Here is an 18,427-nt window from a genome sequence, read left to right as displayed (position 1 = left end):
CACATCCGGCCCCAGCTCCGCGTTCACCCAGCGGCTGAGCGCGTCCAACTCCTCGTCCGAGTCGTTTTCGCCCGGGATGAGAAGCGTGGTGATTTCGAGCCAAGTTCGGGTCTCGCGCTTGATGTAGCGGAGCGTATCGAGCACCGCTTCCAGGTGCCCGGTGCAGAGGTCGCGATAGAAGCGTTCGCTGAATCCCTTCAAATCGACGTTGGCCGCGTCCATGTGCCGGTAGAATTCGGCGCGCGGCTCCGGGCAGATGTAGCCCGCCGTCACCGCCACCGTCTTGATGCCCCGCGCGTGGCAGGCCTTGGCCACGTCGACGGCGTATTCGAGGAAGATCACCGGGTCGTTGTAGGTGAAGGCGACGCTGCGGCAGCCGGTCTTTTCGGCGGTGCGGGCGATCGCTTCGGGCGAAGCCTGGTCGGCGAGCTTGTCGAATTCGCGCGCCTTGCTGATCGACCAGTTCTGGCAAAACTTGCAGGTCAGATTGCAGCCGGCGGTGCCGAAAGAGAGGATCGGCGTGCCGGGTAAAAAGTGGTTGAGCGGCTTTTTTTCGATCGGATCGATACAGAAGCCCGACGAACGGCCGTAGGTGGTGAGCACGATGCCGCCCCGATAACAGGCGCGCACGAAGCAAAGGCCCCGCTGGCCCTCGCGCAGTTTGCACAGCCGCGGGCAGACATCGCACTGCACCCGCCCGTCCGGCAGCGCGTGCCAGTAGCGCCCCGGAAAGGTTTCGCCGAGATCCGTATCGTTGACGGTGGTATCCATCGTGCCTATGTCCACAGGATGGGACTCGCCTATAATATAGCCTGGTAACGCCGAACCCCAATCCATGAACGCGATCAGGCCCGCCGCCGTCGCCGGCCGGTTCTACCCGGGAAACCCGAGAGAGCTGGAGGCTTCCGTGCGCCGCTACCTGGCCGAAGCCACGGCCGAGAGTGCCACCGAGCAGAGGCCCGTGCCGAAGGCGATCATCGTGCCGCACGCGGGCTACATGTATTCCGGACCGGTGGCCGCGACCGCCTACGCCCGCCTCGCACCCGTGCGCGGAACCATCACCCGCGTGGTGCTGCTCGGGCCCTGCCACCGGGTGCCGGTGCGCGGCCTCGCGCTTTCCGGCGCGGACGCCTTCGCGACGCCGCTCGGCGACGTGCCAATCGACCGGGATACGTGCGCCAGGCTCGCCGAGCTTCGCCAAGTCGAGGTGTTCGACGCGAGCCACGCCCAGGAACACAGCCTGGAAGTGCACCTACCGTTCCTGCAGGTGGTGCTCGGGCGATTCAACCTGGTTCCGCTCGCGGTCGGCGACGCGACCGAGATGGAAGTGGCCGAGGTCCTGGAACGCGCCTGGGACGGGCCTGAAACCCTGATCGTGATCAGTTCCGACCTCAGCCACTACCTTCCCTACGACGCGGCGCGCGCGATCGACGCCGCCACCGCGCAAGCGATCGTGCGCCTGGACGGCGGCGCCATCGGCCGCGACCAGGCGTGCGGCCGGGTGCCGGTCAAGGGCCTGCTCGCGCTCGCGCGCAGAAAGGGGCTCTCCGTCCAACAAGTCGATTTGCGCAATTCCGGCGACACCGCCGGGTCGCGCGACCAGGTGGTCGGCTACGGCTCGTGGCTGTTTTTCGAAGAAAGCCCCGCTCCAGCCAAGAAAAGCGGTGAGGGTTCGGCGCTCGCCAAGGCGCGCGCCATGCTCAAGCGCCACGGCGGGGCGTTGCTTGGCATCGCGGCGCGTTCCATTGCCCATGGGCTCGCCCATGACCGCCCGGTTCCGGTCGCGCTCGATGCGGTGGCCGAGGAATTGCGCGCGCGCGGCGCCGCGTTCGTCACCTTGAAGCGCAACGGAAATTTGCGCGGCTGCATCGGCTCGCCCGAGGCCCATCGGCCGCTCGCCGCCGACGTCGCCGAGAACGCCTACCGCGCCGCGTTCAAGGACCCGCGCTTTCCCCGGCTCGGCCCGCACGAGCAGGATGGGCTCGATCTTTCCGTCTCGGTGCTGACGGCGCCCGAGCCGATGCATTTTCGCGACCAGAAGGACCTGCTCGCCCAACTCCGTCCCGGCGAAGACGGGCTGATCATCGCCGATGGACCGGCGCGGGCGCTGTTCCTGCCCTCGGTGTGGGAGCAGCTGCCGCAGGTGGAAGCGTTCCTCGCGCACTTGAAGCGCAAGGCGGGCTTGGCCGCCGATCATTGGTCGGCTGCGTTCCGCGCGCATCGCTTCGCCGCCGCCGAGGTCAAAGGCGCGCTTAAGGTCGACGATCAGCACGTGAAGTTCTCGTGATCCTCGATATCGCTCACGATCCACTCGACAAATTATGACCGGACTAATTGCTATCCCCGGCCTCGAGCGTTTTTCTCGCGCGGCGTTCGGGCATCTGCCGACGCCGATCGAGGAGGCGCCCAACCTGACGGCGGCGCTCGGGGGCCCGCGCATTCTGATCAAGCGCGACGACTGCACAGGCCTCGGCTTCGGCGGCAACAAGGTCCGCCAACTCGAATTCTACATGGGCGAGGCCCGCGCCCGGGGCGCCGACACGGTGCTGATCACCGGCGCGGTGCAATCGAATTTCGTCCGCACATGTGCCGCCTTCGCCGCGCGCCTCGGCATGCAATGCCACATCCAACTGGAAGAGCGGGTCGCCGAAGTCGATGAACTTTACCGCAATTCGGGCAACGTGCTGCTCGACCGGCTGATGGGGGCGACACTGCATGCTTATCCTGCCGGCGAGGACGAGGCCGGCGCCGATGCCCGCCTGGAGACCATCGCGGCCGATCTCGCCCGGCGCGGACGGCGGCCCTACGTGATCCATCTCGGTCCCGGCCATCCGCCGCTCGGCGCGCTCGGCTACGCGCTCGCCGCCGCCGAGATCGCCGTCCAAGACCGCGAGGCCGACTTGGGCATCGGCCGCGTCGTCGTCGCGTCGGGCAGCGGTGCGACCCACGCCGGGCTTCTCTATGGCTTCCGCGCCCTCGGCGACGGGCGCAGAATCACCGGTATCTGCGTCCGCCGCCCGGCCGCCCAGCAATCGGCCCGGATTGCCGAGCGGGTGGCCGAGATCGGACGCCTGGCCGGGAATCCGGTCGATCTCGCGCCATCGGACGTGGACATCGCCGACAATTCGCTCGCGCCCGGCTACGGCAAGTTCGGCGCCGAAGTCACGGACGCCATCCTGATCGCCGCCCGGAGCGAGGGTCTGTTCCTCGATCCCGTCTATACGGGCAAGGCCATGGCCGGCATGATCCGCCTGATCGCAGATGGCGGGATCGCGCGGAACGAAACCGTGCTCTTCGTCCACACCGGCGGCACGCCCGCCATCTTCGCCTACGAGCCGGCGCTGCGCGCTGCCGCGGCCGCCGCCCGTTGACAAGCCGCACCGCCGCGTCGAAATTTTCGCCTCACACCGAGACGCCATGACCGTCAACCTCACCCACGGCCTGATCGACACGTTGCGCGCCATCGCGCGCCGCGCGGGCGCGGAAATCCTCAAGGTCTACCGCACCGATTTCGCGGTGGATAAAAAAGCCGACGCCTCGCCGGTGACCGCCGCCGACCGCGCCGCCGAGGTCCTGATCGCCGCCGCGATCAAGGGCGAGATCACCGACGCCTTTCCCATCGTCGCCGAGGAAGCGTTCGCCCAAGGCAACGCGCCCGCTATTACCGGCCACCCGTTCTGGCTGGTGGATCCGTTGGACGGCACCAAGGAATTTGTCGAACGCAACGGCGAATTCACCGTCAACATCGCGCTGATCGAAGCGGGCCGCCCGGTGGTCGGGATCGTTTACGCTCCCGTGCCCGATCTCGCCTATTGGGGCTGGCCGGGAGGCGCTTTCCGCGCCAAGAGCGATGCCAAGCCCGAGCTCATCGCCTGCCGTCCCGCTCCGGCCCAAAGTCTCGTCGCCACCGTCAGCCGCCACCATTCGACGCCGGAGGTCGATGCTTGGCTCGACAGGCTCGGCGCGCACACGCGCGTGGTCGCCGGCAGTTCCCTCAAATTCTGCCGCATCGCCGAGGGCGCCGCCGACGTCTATCCCCGTTTCGCGCCGACCATGGAATGGGACGCCGCCGCCGGTCACGCGGTTCTTCGTTACGCCGGCGGAAACGTCGTCGATCGCGACGGCGCCGAACTCACCTACGGCAAGCCGGGATTTTTAAATCCGCATTTCGTCGCGCATGGCCCCGGCTTCACGATGCCGCGCGAATGAAATTCCGTGTCAACAAAACAATTTCGCGCGCGAAATTTTCGTGCGCCGTTTTGCGTTGAAAATTTTCGCTGCCTTTGCTATATGTAAACCGTGCCCAAGAGGGCTCAAAAGCAGGGATACCCGTTCCCCTTGCGCGCTACCCCGGGGAACGGCCCTTGTAGCGGCTCGTAAGGGCCGCGAACCAGATGTTCCACTCCTGTGGAACACCTTCCGATGCCGGGCCACTTCATGAGTGACCCGACCGGATAGTCCCGAGAGGACCAGCCCCCGAGGGGGCAAAGAGCCGTCGCGCAGCGACGGCTCTTTAATTTTGATTGTTGATCTCATCCCGCCCGCGCGAAATTCTCGTCCCCGTGAACCCCTCGCCCCGCATCCTTCCCCCGACCGACGCGGCGATCGCCGAAGCCGCCCGGATCATTCGCGCGGGCGGCCTAGTCGCTTTTCCGACCGAGACCGTCTACGGCCTCGGCGCCGACGCCACCTCCGAGCGCGCCGTCGCCCGCGTGTTCGAGGCCAAGGGCCGCCCACGCTTTAATCCGCTGATCGTGCACGTGACTGGCGCGGACGAGGCCCGCAAGCTGGCGTGCTTCGACGCGCGCGCCGAAATCCTCGCCGCCGCGTTCTGGCCAGGGCCGCTGACGCTGGTGCTGCCGCGTGCGGACTCGTCTTTCGATGCGCGCGGGGATTCGCCCGCGCGACCCTGCCCGGTCGCGCGTCTCGCCTCGGCCGGACTCGTCACGCTTGCCGTGCGCGCGCCGGATCACGCGGTCGCGCGCGCACTCCTTGCTGCCTGTGAGCGCCCAATCGCCGCGCCGAGCGCCAACCCGAGCGGACGCGCGAGCCCGACCATGGCGGCGCACGTAGCGAATGGATTGGGCTCGCGGGTCGACTTGATCCTCGACGGCGGACCCTGCCGGGTTGGGTTGGAATCGACCGTACTCGATCTTTCCGGCGAGTGCCCGCGCGTCCTTCGTTTGGGAGCGATCGGGCCCGAGGACATCGCCCGGCGCCTCGGCCAGCCGGTTGCGGATGCGAGCGGCGAAACGGCGGTCGACGACGACGAACGTCTTTCGCCGGGGATGGCGCGCCGTCACTACGCGCCGGCGCTGCCGCTTCGCCTCGGCGCGACCAAAGTCCGCGCCGGCGAGGCCTTGCTTGCCTTTGGCGGCGACGTTCCGAAAACCTCGAGCCCGGTACGCAATCTGAGCCCGGCCGGCGACCTAATCGAGGCAGCGGCGAATTTGTTCGCCCTGCTGCACGATCTCGACCAATCGGGCGCTCGCGCCATCGCCGTCATGCCGATCCCCGACGAAGGTTTGGGGCGCGCGATCAATGATCGCCTGCGCAGGGCCGCCGAACCTACTTGATCCCGAATATCGGCATCGCGCCGTCGTGGACCAGCTTGATTCCGGCGAGCACCAGCATGGCGTAACAGACGTTGTAGAAGAGAGCCTCATTGACGCGGCGCTGGCCCCAGATGCCGATCCACATGCCGATCGGCACCAGCGGCAGCAGCGCCGCCGCCGTCCACAGGTTTTCCGCCGTGAACTGGCCGAGCCAGTAATACGGGGGAATCTTCACCAAGTTGACGATAGCGAAGAACATCACGCTGGTGCCGATAAGAATTTCCTTCTCCAGGCGCAGCGGCAGCAAATAGATGTTGAGCGGCGGCCCGCCCGCATGGGCGACGAAGCTGGTGAACCCGGCGAGCGAACCCCAGAAGCCACCCTTGGAAATGCTCGGCCGCGCCGGCGGACGCGGGCGCTTGCGGTTGAGCCACCAGTTGAGGGAGAACACCAGCGCCAGCACCCCGATCATCAGACGGATGGCGTCGGCGTTCAAATACTTGAACAGCAGCGCGCCGACGACGATCCCGACGGTCGCCGCCGGAATCAGGATGCGCATGTTGATGGCGCTCCATTTTTTTCGATAGACCCAGATGCCCATGGCGTCCATGGCGCACAGCACCGGCAGCATGATGGCAGCCGCCTGCGGCGGCGGCACGAACAGCGACATCAGCGGCACCGACAGGATAGTGAGCCCGCCGCCGCCGAGCCCACCCTTGGAAATGCCCGCGATCAGCACCGCCACCACGGCGGCGATCAAAAATCCGGGATCGGTGATCAGGTGGAAATCTCCGGGTCGGGAGCAGTTGGTCGGCTTGCCTCATGCTTCGACAAGCTCAGCATGAGGGCGTTTGGTTATAGCCTCACCCTGAGCTTGTCGAAGGGTGAGGCTGTTATCAGGCGAGGTCGAACAGCAGGAACTCTCCTCCGTCGCGGCTCCGGATGTCAATCTCGTCCTCGTCGCTGATGGCGGCGCCGTCGCCGGCCCGAAGCGTGACGCCGTTGACCTCGACCGCGCCACGCGCCGCCTGAATCCAGGCGTGCCGGCCGGGCGCGAGCGCACTGGAGACGCGGCCACCCGGGGACAGCCGGCAGGCGTAGATGTCCGCGTCCTGGTGGATGGTGACCGAACCGAGCCGAGCGTCGCGGCTGGCGATCAGGTGCAGGTGATCGGTCTGTTCGGCGATCGGGAACGTCTTCTGTTCGTACCCGGGCATCAGCCCCGTGCGTTCGGGCAAAAGCCAAATCTGCAAATGGTGTTCCGGCTCGGTGTCGGAGGGATTGAACTCGCTGTGCAGGATGCCGGTGCCGGCGCTCATGCGCTGGACGTCGCCGGGCCGGATGGTCGAACCGTTGCCGAGGCTGTCCTTGTGCGCGATCGCGCCCGAGAGAACGTAGGTGACGATCTCCATGTCGCTATGGCCGTGAGTCTTGAAGCCCATGCCGGGCTTGACCCAGTCCTCGTTGATGACCCGGAGCGCGCGAAAGCCCATGTGCGCGGGGTCTTGGTAATCGGCGAAGGAAAACGTGTACTTGGCGGCGAGCCAACCGTAGTCGCCGCTGCCCCGTTCGTGCGATGGACGGATGGTGATCATAGGCAGTTTCCTCTCCTCTTGGCGGGGGGCGGCGGCAGGGCTAACGTCCCGACCATGACCGCCCCGCCGAAATTGCCCGCGAAATTACCTTCGCGTTTTCTCGATGACATCAAGGCCGCCGTCGGCCCGCACGGCTGGGCCACGGACGAGGCGACGCTCGCGCCCCATCTCGCCGAGGAGCGCGGCACCTATCGCGGCGCGTGCGCGATTCTGGCGATGCCCGCCTCGACCGACGAAGTGGCCCGCGTCGTCAAGCTGTGCGCGGACGCCAGCGTAGCCGTCACGCCTCAGGGCGGCAACACCGGCCTCGCCGGCGGCGCGGTGCCGGCCTCGGGTGTGCTGTTGTCCTTGAAGCGGATGAGGCGCATCCGCGCCCTAGATGCCCTCAATTTCACCATGGTCGCCGAGGCCGGCTGCGTGCTCGCCGACGTGCAGCGCGCGGCCGACGAGGCGGGCGCCCTGTTCCCGTTGAGCCTGGCGGCGGAAGGGAGCTGCACCGTCGGCGGCAACATCTCGACCAACGCCGGCGGCGTGCACGTGCTGCGCTATGGCAATACCCGCGATCTGGTGCTGGGAATCGAGGCGGTGCTACCCGACGGCCGCGTCTGGAACGGGTTGCGATCTCTGCACAAGGACAATACCGGCTATGATCTAAAGCAGCTCTTCATCGGCGCGGAAGGAACGCTCGGCGTGGTCACCGCCGCCACCCTCAAGCTGTTTCCGAAGCTGAAGGCGCGCGCGGTGGCGTTCGCCGCGCTTGCCTCCCCCGCGGCCGCGCTCGATCTGTTCGTGCGCCTGCGCGAACGCGGCGGCGAAACGCTGATCGCGTTCGAATTCGCCAACCGCTTCGCTCTCGACTGCGTGCTGCGCCACGCGCCCGGCACCCGCGATCCGTTCGTCACGCCGCACCCATGGTACGCACTGGCCGAGCTGGCGAGTCCGCACGCGAAGGGGGACACGCTCGCCGCCGTGCTCGAAGCTGTGCTGGCAGAAGCGACCGAGGCGGAGACGGTTGCCGATGCGACCATCGCTCAAAGCGAGGCTCAGGCCGCCGCGCTATGGCAGCTTCGCGAATCCATTTCCGAAGCACAGAAGCCGGAAGGCGGCAGCCTCAAGCACGACGTGTCGGTGCCGGTCGCGCGCGTGCCCGACCTGGTGACGCGCGGCGCCGACGTGGCCGAGCGCCTGATCCCCGGCGTGCGCGTGTGCGCCTTCGGCCACATGGGCGACGGCAACGTGCATTTCAACCTAAGCCAGCCGGTGGGGACGGACCGCGCGGCTTTTTTCGCGGAGCGCGAGCGCGTCAACCGCGGCGTCCACGATTTGGTCCGCGAACTGAACGGCAGCTTCAGCGCCGAGCACGGTGTCGGCCAACTGCGCCTCGCCGACATGGCGCGCTACAAAAGCAGCGTGGAACTCGATCTCATGCGCGCGATCAAGGCAGCGCTCGACCCCAAGGGCATCATGAATCCGGGCAAGGTGCTGCCGCCCCGTTGACATGCCAATCGTCGAGCCCGACCCCTGGCGCCGCCAGTATTTCGCGGGCCACTCCTGCCCGCGGAACGTGGTCATCCCGACCGACGATCCCGATTGCTGGACGCTCTATCCGCGCCACCGCTGGGTTTACGACAAGCTGATGGTCGCCCAGAGCCAGGGGCTGGTCGCCGGGCCGCACGGGGTGATGCCGCCCGCCTTCCCGGTCTTTTCGAAACCGACCGTGAACCTCAAGGGCATGGGCGCGGGCAGCCGGATCATCCGCACCCGCAAGGAGTATCTCCATGCGCTTACTCCCGGGCACATGTGGATGCCGCTGCTGAAGGGGTCGCACCTCAGTACCGACGTCGCGCTGATCGACGGCCGTCCGCGCTGGTGGCGCCACGCGGTCGGCGCACCGACCGGCGGCGGCACCTTCGACCATTGGAAGGTGGAGGCGAAGGCGCGCCCCCGACTTGAGGCCCGCCTCGCCGCCTGGGCACTCCACGAATTGCGCGGCTACACCGGCATCGTCAACTTCGAGACCATCGACGACACCATCATCGAGGCGCATCTGCGCTTTTCCGACCAATGGCCGGACCTCTACGGCCCGGGCTGGGTCGAAGCGCTGATCCGCCTCTACGCCGAAGGCCGCTGGCGCTTCGCCGACCGCGCGCGCCGCGACGGCTACAGCGTGGTTTTATTTGGTCCGCACGGGACAGCATATGCGCATCCTCCCGCGAGCGAGATCGCCAAGGTGCGGCGCATGCCCGGCGTCAGCAGCGTGCAGATCACCTTCCACGCCGACAAGCCGCCCCAAGCGCACGCCATGCCACCAGGCGGGTTCCGCCTCGCGGTGGTCAACGCCTGGAGCCTCGCGGTGGGCCGACGCGCGCGGGCGCGGCTGAAAAAATCGTTCGGTCTTTAAACGCGAAACGGTTCGACCGCCGCCTGGCCCATGCCTTCCGCCAGCAGCAGCGACTGCGCCGGCACCTCCGACCAGTTGAGCTTGTCGGAATCGAGCGGCTCGGAGACCACCAGCAGCGCCTCCTTGTCGCAACGCCAATAAAGGCTCGGCGGCACCGGGTCGGTCGCGTAGCGGAGCGCGTAGAGGACCTTGCCGTCGGTCAGGATCGCGGTCATGCGGAAGGGCTGCGTCGCGCCGGCGCGCTTCATTTCTTCGAGCACGGCCGCGACCGTCTTGCGCCAGGCGTCTTCCGGATCGGATTCGAGTCCAAAATGGAGCAGCAGATAAAAGAATGTCTCGCTGTCGGTGGTACCGCGCCGGTGCGCGTATAGCGAATCTGGCAGCAGCGCGTCCAACGCCCGGCGCACCCGTTCGTAATCGCCGATCTGGCCGTTGTGCATGAACATCCACTTGCCGTGCACGAACGGATGGCAGTTGGCGCGCGAGGTTTCGGTGCCGGTCGAGGCGCGCACGTGGGCGAAAAATAGCCGCGAGCGGATCTGGGCCGCGAGGCTCCGGAGGTTGGGATCGTTCCAAGCGGGCAGGATTTCGCGGTAAAGCCCGGGCTGGTCGCGTTCGCCGTACCAGCCGACCCCGAAGCCGTCGCCGTTGGCGGTGACGGCCGTGCGCTCCGGGTTGAGGCTCTGCGCGATTAAAGAATGCTCGGGCTCGAACAGGTATTTTTCGAGGAAAACGGGCCGTCCGAGATAGGCGAGCCAGCGGCACATGATCGCAGCTTTCGATCGCGAGAATGCAACCTTCTTTCTACAACGACCCCAGTTTCCACACCACCCCGATCAAGGCGGCCGCCGCCAGCGTCGTCAGCATGCCGATCTTGAAGCGGAGCATGGCGACGAGCGCGGCGAGCGAGAGAATCGCGGTCATGGGATCCAGGCTCGCCCATGCGGGCCACGGCGCCTTGAACGGGCCGAGGGCCACTTCGCGCACGTCGGCGAACATGACGTGGACCGCGAACCAGACGGCGAGGTTGAGCACCACGCCCACCACCGCCGCGGTGATGGCGGCGAGCGCGGCCGAGAGCGCCTTATTTTGGCGCAGCGCCTCGATGTACGGCGCGCCGAGAAAGATCAGGAAAAACGACGGCCCGAACGTCGCCCAGGTCGCCATCAGGCCACCCAGCACCCCTGCCGTGATTGGCGTCAAGCCGCCCGGATCGCGGAAGGCGGCAAGAAAGCCGATGAACTGCGTCACCATGATCAGCGGCCCCGGCGTGGTTTCGGCCAAGCCGAGCCCGTCCAGCATCTCGCCCGCCGTGACCCAGCCGTAGGTCTCGACCGCCTGCTGCGCCATATAGGCGAGCACCGCGTAGGCGCCGCCGAAGGTCACCACCGCAAGCTTGCTGAAGAAGAATCCGATCTGTGAAAAGACGTCGGCGAACCCGAGCCAGGCCATGACTGCGACCACCGGCCCGAGCCAGACCACGGCGAACAGAAGCGAAATCCAGAGAGTCCGGCGCGTGCTCGGCGCGACTTCGTGCAAGCTCTCCTCGGCGATCACCGGGGGCGGCATGTTGGCTTTCTTACCGTGGCCGGCGCCCGGCGAAAACTGTGCCGGCCATGCGCGCGAGCCCAGGTATCCGGCGACGCCGGCGGCGACGATGATCAGCGGGAACGGCGCATCGAGGAAGAAGATGGCGACGAAGGCGAGCGCGGCGATGGCGTATTGCGCCTCGGTCTTGAGCGCGCGCTTGCCGATGCGCACCATCGCCTCGATCACGATCGCGAGCACCGCGGCCTTGATGCCGTAGAACACCGCCGCCACCACCGGCATTTCGCCGTAGCCGGAGTAAATCACGCTCAAGACCATCATCACGACAACGCCGGGCAGCACGAACAGGAAGCCGGCGAGGAAGCCGCCCCACGCCTTGTTGAGCAGCCAGCCGAGATAGACTGCCATCTGGGTCGCTTCCGGCCCCGGCAGCAGCATGCAGTAGTTGAGCGCGTGCAGGAATCGCTCCTCGCCGATCCAGCGTTTTTCCTCGACCACGATGCGGTGCATGACCGCGATCTGCGCCACCGGCCCGCCGAAGCTCAAAGCCGCAACCCGGACCCAGACCTTGAGCGCGTCGGCCATCGGCACCGCGTCGGGTTTTACCGCCTGCGTCATGCTGTTTTCCCCCTCCCATCTCCCACTTCAGGCCTTCGACGGCCAGCCGTGGGTTTCGCCCCGTGCCCTTAAGAGCCACGCGTAGAGCGCATCATACACCACCATGCCGTGACCGAGCATTTCCTGGTCGTCGGCAAACATGGCCGAAAGCCCGAGCGACACCGCGAGCAACCCCGGCGCCACTGGCGACAACTCGGGGCGCCCCGTATCGGCGCCGCGCACAATCACGGCTAGGTCCGTGAGCGCGGGTTCCTTCAGTCCCAAGCGCCGGATCATGGTGTCGAAACTGCACAGCTCGCCGTCGTGGCTCATTTCGACGCCGGGCACGTCGTAGGGGATCGCGCCGTTCGCCTCGGCCTCGGCCAGCACGCGATCGGCCGGCACGTAAAGAAAGCGCGCGGAAGGATCGTAAAAACGCTTCACCAGCCACGGGCAGGCGATGCGATCGATCTTCGGTTTCCCGCGGGTGATCCAGGCGGAACCCTTGGCCGGCGGCGCCTGGCGAACGAGCGGCAGTCCCGCCTGGCGCCAGCCTTCGACACCACCCGCGAGATAGCGCGCATCGAGCCCGCGCGCCTTGAGCACGGCGGCGGCGTTCTGGCTCACCTCGTGGCCGTGGACGCAGGTCACCACCACCGCGCGACTGGGCAACAAATGGCGCGACCACGATTCGATTTCGCTCGGATCGCGCCAGGGGGCGCCGGGGATCGCTTCGCCGCTTTCTTCGTAACGGACGCGACGGCGGACGTCATAGAAAATCGCCCCACCGCGGTCGAGCAGCGCGCAGAGTTCGGTGGGGGCGATGGACGGAGCGGCGGAAGACGCGGACGAATTGGACGCAGACATGGATTACCCTCCTCGATGCACGAGCAGGGCAGAGCTTGGACGACCTTCGCGGGAAAACTTATGCGGGGATTCGTCTTGGTGTCGCCGGGCGCCTGCCGTGGCCCGACCGAAAGAGGCTACCATAGGGACCGCCGAATCGTCTATATAGCCCGGGAAAGAGGAACATCGCCCATGAAACGCACCTTATGGATTGTCGGCGGCGGCGCGGTCGCCCTGATCGCGGTCGCCGCCATCGCGGTCACGGTGCTGTTGTCCAACATCGGCTCGCTGATCAAGGCCGCGGTCGAAACCTACGGCCGCGAGGCGTTGCAGGCGAAGGTGACGCTCGCCGAAGCCGACGTTTCAGTGAAGAACGGTCAAGGCCGCCTCGCCGGCCTAGTGGTCGGAAATCCGCAAGGGTTCGCCACTCCCGCGGCCCTCAGGCTGGGCGAGGTCAAGGTGACGCTCGATACCGCCCGCACCACCAAGGATGTCATCGTGCTGAAGGAGGTTTTGATCGCTGCGCCGCAGGTGACCTACGAGATGGCCTCCGGCGGCTCCAACTTCGACGCCCTCCAGAAAAACGCGCAAAGCTACGCCCAAAAGATGGGCGCGGGCGGCGCGAAAAAAGACGAGAAAAAAGGCGAAGGACCGAAACTGATCATCGACAATCTTTACGTGCGCGACGGCAAGGTCGGTGTCAGCCACGCGCTGCTCAAGGGTAAGCAGCTGGACGCGCCGCTGCCCAACATCCACTTGAAGGACATCGGCAAGGAAAAGAAGGGCGCCACGCCCGAGGAGGTGGGCGAACGATTGATGGCCTCCATCTCCCAGGGCGCACGCAACGCAGCCGGGACCCTCAACATCGATAAGCTGATTGGGGAGGCGAGCGGCCTCGCCAAGGGCGCGGCCGAAGGCGCCGCCAAGGCGGCCGGTGAAGCGGCGCAAGGAGCGACCAAGGCGCTCGAAGGGGCGGCCGGCGCCGCCGGCGACACCATGAAGAAGCTGCTCGGAAAGTAGAACCTAGTTCTTTCCGCCGGGCGTTTTCGATTTTGGTTTCAGAAGGTCGTCGGGCGTCGCCCCGAAAAACCCCTTGGGCGGATCGCCCCAGCGCCCGGGCACGTGCTTGCGCGCCCAGATCACGAATTGCTGCAGCACCGGCAGCAACTCCGCCCCCTTCCGGGTGAGCGCGTATTCGTGGCGGACCGGGTGCGCTTGGTAGCGCCGGCGGCGGACGATCCCCTGCCCTTCGAGAGATTTCAGGCGGTCGGCCAGGATGTTGGTCGGGATGCCCTCGGGTGATTCCAGGAATTCCCGGTATTTCCTTTTGCCCAGCATCATGTCGCGCACGACGACCAGGCTCCACTTGTCGCCGACCAGATCGAGCGCGCAGACGATCGGGCACCCGGAGCGGAATCCGCCCTTGCGCCCCCGTTTCGCCGGTTTGTCGGTCGCCACCCTCGCCATGAATCGCATTCCGATCAGTAACTTGTAAAAAGCAAGTGACTAGACACGCCGCCCCCAGTATAGTCCGCCGCCGAGCCGTTGACGACACGACAGGAGAAAACCATGACGCTCGAAGTCTATTGGGGCAGCGGCAGCCCGCCCGCCTGGCGCGTGCTGTTGACGCTCGAAGCGAAGAAAATTCCGTACGTTTCGCGCCTGCTCCAATTCGCGAAGGAGGAGCACAAGGCGCCCGGGTTCCTCGCCCTCAATCCGCGCGGCAAGGTGCCGACGATCAAGGACGGCGACTACGTGCTGGCCGAATCCATCGCCATCATGGCCTATCTCGACCGCAAATATCCCGACCCGCCCCTGTTCGGGCGGAGCGCGGAGGAAACCGGCCGGGTGTGGAAGGCGATATCCGATTTGGTCTACTACCTGGAGCCCGCCGGCCTTCGGATCGTTGTTCCGGTCCTGTTCGGGACCGTCGAGGACAATACGGACGACATCCGCGCCGCCGTTCCCGAGGCCCACGACGAGCTCGGGATCATGGAACGCCGCTTGAGCGACAACGATTGGCTTGCCCTCGACCGGCTCAGCGCCGCCGATCTGGCGGTTTATCCTTCCATCGAAATCCTGCTGCGCGCCGCCGGCAAGGACAGCGCCCAGCCGCTCGGCCTCGGCCTGTTGCCGTTCGCCGAACGCTATCCGGCGATCGAAAAATGGCGCGAGCGGATTCGGGCGCTGCCGGGATACGACAAAACCTATCCGCCCCACTGGCGCTGAGGGGCAAGGCGCCGTGGCTTACGACGCGAAACTCGCGGAAAAAATCCGGCGTCTCATGGTTCGCCGTCCGGGCACGAGCGAGCGCAAAATGTTCGGTGGCCTCGCCTTCATGGTCAAAGACCACATGTGCTGCGGCGTGCTCGACGACAAATTGGTCGTCCGGGTCGCGCCGGACGATGCACGGAAATGGCTCGCGCCGCCCGACGTCCGGCCGATGGATTTCACCGGCCGGCCGATGCGGGGATTTCTCTACGTCGAGAAAAAAGCCTACGCGGCGCCCGGGGCGCTCGCGCGCTGGGTCGGCCGCGCGGTCGCATTCGCCGAATCCCTGCCGCCGAAACGGCCGAAGCGCGCGCCGCGATCGCGGCCGGCGCGGCGCTGAGAACCGGAATGGCGGCGATCAGCCACGCCGTGCGTTTGCGCGCCCGGCGCCGCCGCCACCCGTCCCGCCACCGGCAGCGTTTTGCGGATCAATTTTTCGATGTCGCGCAGGTATTCGCGCTCGCTCCCATCGCAGAACGAGATCGCCTTGCCGTCCGCCCCGGCGCGCGCGGTGCGGCCGATGCGGTGCACGTAGCTTTCCGGGATGTTGGGCAGGTCGAAGTTGACCACGTGGCTGATGCCATCGACGTCGATGCCGCGCGCGGCGATGTCGGTTGCGACCAGGGCGCGCACATGGCCTTCGCGGAAGCCTTCGAGGGCGCGCACGCGCGCGCCTTGCGACTTGTTGCCGTGAATGGCGGCGGCGGTGATTCCGGTCTTCTCCAGGTGCTCCGCCACCCGATTGGCGCCGTGCTTGGTGCGGGTGAACACGATCACGCGCGCGAGCGCCGGATCGGCCATCAGGTAGGTGAGCAACCCTCGCTTGGCGGCGGTTTCGACCATATAGACCGACTGGTCGATGCGCTCGACGGTGACCACCTGGGGCGTCACCTCGATCCGTGCCGGATCGCGGAGCATGTCGTGGGCGAGCCGCGCCACGTCGGCGGGCATGGTCGCGGAAAACAGCAGCGATTGGCGCACCTTCGGCAGCAGCGCGACGATGCGGCGCACGTCGCGGATAAAGCCCATGTCGAGCATACGGTCGGCTTCGTCGATCACCAAGTGGGTAATGGCGTCGAGACGGACGTGACGTTGATTGTGGAGATCGAGCAGGCGGCCAGGCGTGGCGACCAGGATATCGACGCCCGCGCGCAACGCCTGCACCTGCGGGCCTTGGCCGACGCCGCCCAAAATCACCGCGTGGCGAAGACCGAGATGGCGGCCGTAGGCCTGGATGCGTTCGCCGATCTGCAAGGCGAGTTCGCGCGTCGGCGCGAGGATCAGCGCGCGTAAGGCGCGCTGAGAGTGAGCGCCATCCCGACTTGTTTGCCGCAAGGATTCGCTCGCGGCCGAAAGATGCTGAAGAATCGGCAGCACGAAGGCGGCGGTCTTGCCGGTGCCGGTTTGGGCGATGCCGAGCAGATCGCGCCCGGCGAGCAGTAGCGGAACGGCTTGGGCCTGGATCGGAGTGGGAACAGCGTAGTTTTCGGAAGAGAGTGCACGCACGATCGGTTCGGCGAGGCCGAGACCAGAGAAGGTAGATTGAGTCACGTTAAAATATTTCCTTAGGCGCCGGGCGCGCGAATCAAGTCGCGCGCCTAACCGGCGTTTTGGCCCGCCCCACGCGCTTCCGGGGCCGGCGACGTTGCAAAGATTGTCTCGGGATGAATGAAGAGCTGCCGCCGAAGCGGGGCGCTGTCCGCGCGATCGCGAGAAATCGGTCGCGCGTTATATGGGGGCTGGAACCGGCAAAGTCAAGCGCCGATTGGGGCTACGCGGGATTAACGCTCGTCCTTGCCCTTCGGCTTCGGCAAATCGAGCTTCAGGTGCAGTTCCTTGAGCCGCGCCGGGTCGGCCGGCGCAGGCGCGCCCATGAGCAGGTCCTGGGCCTGCTGGTTCATGGGGAACACGATCACCTCGCGGATGTTGGGTTCGTCCGCCAGCATCATCACGATCCGGTCGATGCCCGGGGCCGAACCGCCGTGCGGTGGCGCGCCGTAGCGGAACGCCGACAGCATGCCGCCGAAGCGGCGTTCGACTTCCTCCTTACCATATCCCGCGATCTCGAACGCGCGCAGCATGATGTCCGGGCGATGGTTGCGGATCGCGCCGCTCGAAAGCTCGATGCCGTTGCAGACGATGTCGTATTGGAAGGCGAGGACGTCGAGTGGGGCCTTGGTGTTGAGCGCCTCCAGTCCCCCTTGCGGCATCGAGAATGGATTGTGGCTGAATTCGATCTTCTGGGTGTCCGGATTCAACTCGTACATCGGAAAATCAACCACCCAGCAGAAACGGAAGGCATTTTTCTCGATCAGATCGAGTTCCTCGCCGATGCGGGTGCGGGCGAGGCCGGCGAATTTCTCCGCCTTGGCTTTGTCGCCGCAAACGAAGAACACGGCGTCGCCATCTTTGGCACCGGTCGTCTGGCGCACGCGGGCGATGCGCTCGGCATCCAGGTTCTTGCCGATCGGGCCTTTGGCGCCGCCGTCCTCCATCACCATGTAGCCGAGGCCGCCCGCGCCTTCGGCCTTGGCCCAATCGTTGAGCTTGTCGAAGAAGCTGCGCGGTTGCGCGCCGGCGCCCGGCGCGGGAATCGCGCGCACCACCGCGCCCTTGGCCACCAGGTTGGCGAACAGCCCGAAGCCGGAGCCGCGAAAGATCTCGGTCGCGTCGCTCATCACGATCGGATTGCGGAGATCGGGCTTGTCGTTGCCGTACCTCAGCATGGAATCGGCGTAAGGGACGCGCGGAAACGGTGGTTTGGTCACCGTGCGCCCGCGCGCGAATTCCTCGAACACGCCGGCCAATACCGGCTCGATCGCCGCGAACACGTCATCCTGGGTGACAAACGCCATTTCGAAGTCGAGCTGGTAGAACTCGCCCGGAGAGCGGTCGGCGCGCGCGTCCTCGTCGCGAAAGCAGGGCGCGATCTGGAAATAGCGGTCGAAGCCCGAAATCATGATCAACTGCTTGAACTGCTGCGGCGCCTGGGGCAGCGCGTAGAACTGGCCCGGATGGTTGCGCGACGGCACCAGGTAGTCGCGCGCGCCTTCGGGCGAACTGGCGGTCAGGATCGGGGTTTGGAATTCGACGAAGCCTTGTTCGGTCATGCGCCGGCGGATGCTCGCGATCACCTGGCTGCGGAGCAGGATGTTGCGGTGCGGCTTTTCGCGCCGGAGATCGAGGAAGCGATAGGTCAGGCGCAAATCCTCGGGGTATTCGATGTCGCCCGCGACCTGGATCGGCAGCACCTCGGCCGGGCCTTCCACCTCGATCGCGGCGATCGCCACTTCGACCTCGCCGGTCGGCAGGTTGGGATTCACGGTTTCCGGCGCGCGCTTGACCACGCGACCGGTGACGATGACCACGCTTTCCGGGCGCACGCCTTCGGCGACCTTGAAGGGCGGCGCGGAACTGTCGATCACGCACTGGGTCAGGCCGTAATGGTCGCGCAGATCGACGAACAGCAGGTTGCCGTGGTCGCGCTTGCGATGGACCCAGCCCGACAGCCGGACGGTTTCGCCGACGTGGGCGGGGCGCAGTGCGCCGCAGGTGTGGGTGCGGTAAGGATGCATCGGGTCGAACTAAAAAGGGCGGGCGAAAGCTCGACCGCC

At 66.5% G+C, this 18,427-nt stretch carries 18 protein-coding genes; 9 read left to right on the top strand and 9 right to left on the bottom strand.

Annotated elements, in window-relative coordinates:
- On the bottom strand, nucleotides 1-771 hold a 771-nt coding region (amrS, locus tag FJ311_01585), incomplete at its 3' end, for an AmmeMemoRadiSam system radical SAM enzyme (GenBank protein ID MBM3950129.1).
- A 64-nt stretch (nucleotides 772-835) separates the two neighbouring features.
- Between amrS and amrB the strand changes: the two genes are divergently transcribed.
- The 4 genes from amrB to FJ311_01565 all read left to right on the top strand — a co-directional run bounded on the left by amrB (nucleotide 836) and on the right by FJ311_01565 (nucleotide 5,576).
- Nucleotides 836-2,287 carry an AmmeMemoRadiSam system protein B gene (amrB, locus tag FJ311_01580; protein ID MBM3950128.1) on the top strand — a complete coding sequence of 484 codons (1,452 nt, stop codon included), beginning with the start codon at nucleotides 836-838 and terminating at the stop codon, nucleotides 2,285-2,287.
- Nucleotides 2,288-2,321: 34 nt separating this feature from the next.
- The gene (locus FJ311_01575) at nucleotides 2,322-3,371 is read left to right on the top strand and encodes a D-cysteine desulfhydrase family protein (protein ID MBM3950127.1); all 1,050 of its coding nucleotides are present in this window, start codon (nucleotides 2,322-2,324) and stop codon (nucleotides 3,369-3,371) included.
- Nucleotides 3,372-3,417: 46 nt separating this feature from the next.
- On the top strand, nucleotides 3,418-4,209 hold the full coding sequence (gene cysQ, locus FJ311_01570) for a 3'(2'),5'-bisphosphate nucleotidase CysQ (protein ID MBM3950126.1): 792 nt from the start codon (nucleotides 3,418-3,420) through the stop codon (nucleotides 4,207-4,209).
- 353 nt (nucleotides 4,210-4,562) lie between these two features.
- On the top strand, nucleotides 4,563-5,576 hold the full coding sequence (locus FJ311_01565; protein MBM3950125.1) for a threonylcarbamoyl-AMP synthase: 1,014 nt from the start codon (nucleotides 4,563-4,565) through the stop codon (nucleotides 5,574-5,576).
- Here the strand turns inward: FJ311_01565 and FJ311_01560 are convergent.
- Together FJ311_01560 and FJ311_01555 are read right to left on the bottom strand one after the other, a co-directional pair.
- Nucleotides 5,569-6,336, bottom strand: coding sequence for a sulfite exporter TauE/SafE family protein (locus FJ311_01560; GenBank protein ID MBM3950124.1), 768 nt, complete (start codon nucleotides 6,334-6,336; stop codon nucleotides 5,569-5,571). The genes FJ311_01565 and FJ311_01560 overlap by 8 nt on opposite strands.
- Nucleotides 6,337-6,451: 115 nt before the next feature.
- Nucleotides 6,452-7,150, bottom strand: a complete 699-nt coding sequence (locus tag FJ311_01555) for a pirin family protein (protein MBM3950123.1) — start codon at nucleotides 7,148-7,150, stop codon at nucleotides 6,452-6,454.
- Nucleotides 7,151-7,204: 54 nt separating this feature from the next.
- Here FJ311_01555 and FJ311_01550 point away from each other — a divergent pair, with 54 nt between their 5' ends.
- Both FJ311_01550 and FJ311_01545 read left to right on the top strand, forming a co-directional pair.
- Complete coding sequence (locus FJ311_01550; protein ID MBM3950122.1) at nucleotides 7,205-8,647, top strand: FAD-binding oxidoreductase; 1,443 nt, start codon at nucleotides 7,205-7,207, stop codon at nucleotides 8,645-8,647.
- A 1-nt stretch (nucleotide 8,648) separates the two neighbouring features.
- On the top strand, nucleotides 8,649-9,551 hold the full coding sequence (locus FJ311_01545) for a hypothetical protein (GenBank protein MBM3950121.1): 903 nt from the start codon (nucleotides 8,649-8,651) through the stop codon (nucleotides 9,549-9,551).
- On the opposite strand, the gene FJ311_01540 is transcribed toward FJ311_01545, so the two are convergent.
- Genes FJ311_01540 through FJ311_01530 form a run of 3 tightly spaced genes read right to left on the bottom strand, consistent with a single transcriptional unit; the run spans nucleotide 9,548 to nucleotide 12,563 of the window.
- Nucleotides 9,548-10,318, bottom strand: a complete 771-nt coding sequence (locus tag FJ311_01540; protein MBM3950120.1) for a class II glutamine amidotransferase — start codon at nucleotides 10,316-10,318, stop codon at nucleotides 9,548-9,550. The genes FJ311_01545 and FJ311_01540 overlap by 4 nt on opposite strands.
- A 37-nt stretch (nucleotides 10,319-10,355) precedes the next feature.
- Nucleotides 10,356-11,717, bottom strand: coding sequence for a chromate efflux transporter (gene chrA / locus FJ311_01535; protein MBM3950119.1), 1,362 nt, complete (start codon nucleotides 11,715-11,717; stop codon nucleotides 10,356-10,358).
- A 27-nt stretch (nucleotides 11,718-11,744) separates the two neighbouring features.
- On the bottom strand, nucleotides 11,745-12,563 hold the full coding sequence (locus tag FJ311_01530; GenBank protein ID MBM3950118.1) for a sulfurtransferase: 819 nt from the start codon (nucleotides 12,561-12,563) through the stop codon (nucleotides 11,745-11,747).
- A gap of 171 nt (nucleotides 12,564-12,734) precedes the next feature.
- Between FJ311_01530 and FJ311_01525 the strand changes: the two genes are divergently transcribed.
- A complete protein-coding gene (locus tag FJ311_01525) occupies nucleotides 12,735-13,562 on the top strand; it encodes a hypothetical protein (GenBank protein ID MBM3950117.1) in 828 nt (275 codons plus the stop codon).
- A 3-nt stretch (nucleotides 13,563-13,565) separates the two neighbouring features.
- Here the strand turns inward: FJ311_01525 and FJ311_01520 are convergent, their stop codons facing one another.
- Nucleotides 13,566-14,009: a helix-turn-helix transcriptional regulator gene (locus tag FJ311_01520; GenBank protein ID MBM3950116.1), complete on the bottom strand. Its 444-nt coding sequence runs from the start codon at nucleotides 14,007-14,009 to the stop codon at nucleotides 13,566-13,568.
- Between the two features lie 102 nt (nucleotides 14,010-14,111).
- Here FJ311_01520 and FJ311_01515 point away from each other — a divergent pair, with 102 nt between their 5' ends.
- Together FJ311_01515 and FJ311_01510 are read left to right on the top strand one after the other, a co-directional pair.
- A complete protein-coding gene (locus tag FJ311_01515) occupies nucleotides 14,112-14,771 on the top strand; it encodes a glutathione S-transferase family protein (protein MBM3950115.1) in 660 nt (219 codons plus the stop codon).
- Nucleotides 14,772-14,784: 13 nt separating this feature from the next.
- Nucleotides 14,785-15,153: a TfoX/Sxy family protein gene (locus FJ311_01510; GenBank protein ID MBM3950114.1), complete on the top strand. Its 369-nt coding sequence runs from the start codon at nucleotides 14,785-14,787 to the stop codon at nucleotides 15,151-15,153.
- Here the strand turns inward: FJ311_01510 and FJ311_01505 are convergent.
- Nucleotides 15,039-16,364, bottom strand: a complete 1,326-nt coding sequence (locus tag FJ311_01505) for a DEAD/DEAH box helicase (GenBank protein ID MBM3950113.1) — start codon at nucleotides 16,362-16,364, stop codon at nucleotides 15,039-15,041. The genes FJ311_01510 and FJ311_01505 overlap by 115 nt on opposite strands.
- A 230-nt stretch (nucleotides 16,365-16,594) precedes the next feature.
- The gene (gene aspS, locus FJ311_01500; GenBank protein ID MBM3950112.1) at nucleotides 16,595-18,388 is read right to left on the bottom strand and encodes an aspartate--tRNA ligase; all 1,794 of its coding nucleotides are present in this window, start codon (nucleotides 18,386-18,388) and stop codon (nucleotides 16,595-16,597) included.
- Nucleotides 18,389-18,427 lie beyond the last annotated feature (39 nt).

Source organism: Rhodospirillales bacterium (genome assembly GCA_016872535.1).
In the GTDB taxonomy this organism is placed as follows: Bacteria; Pseudomonadota; Alphaproteobacteria; order Rhodospirillales; family 2-12-FULL-67-15; genus 2-12-FULL-67-15.
This window is presented reverse-complemented; position numbering and strand designations above follow the sequence as displayed.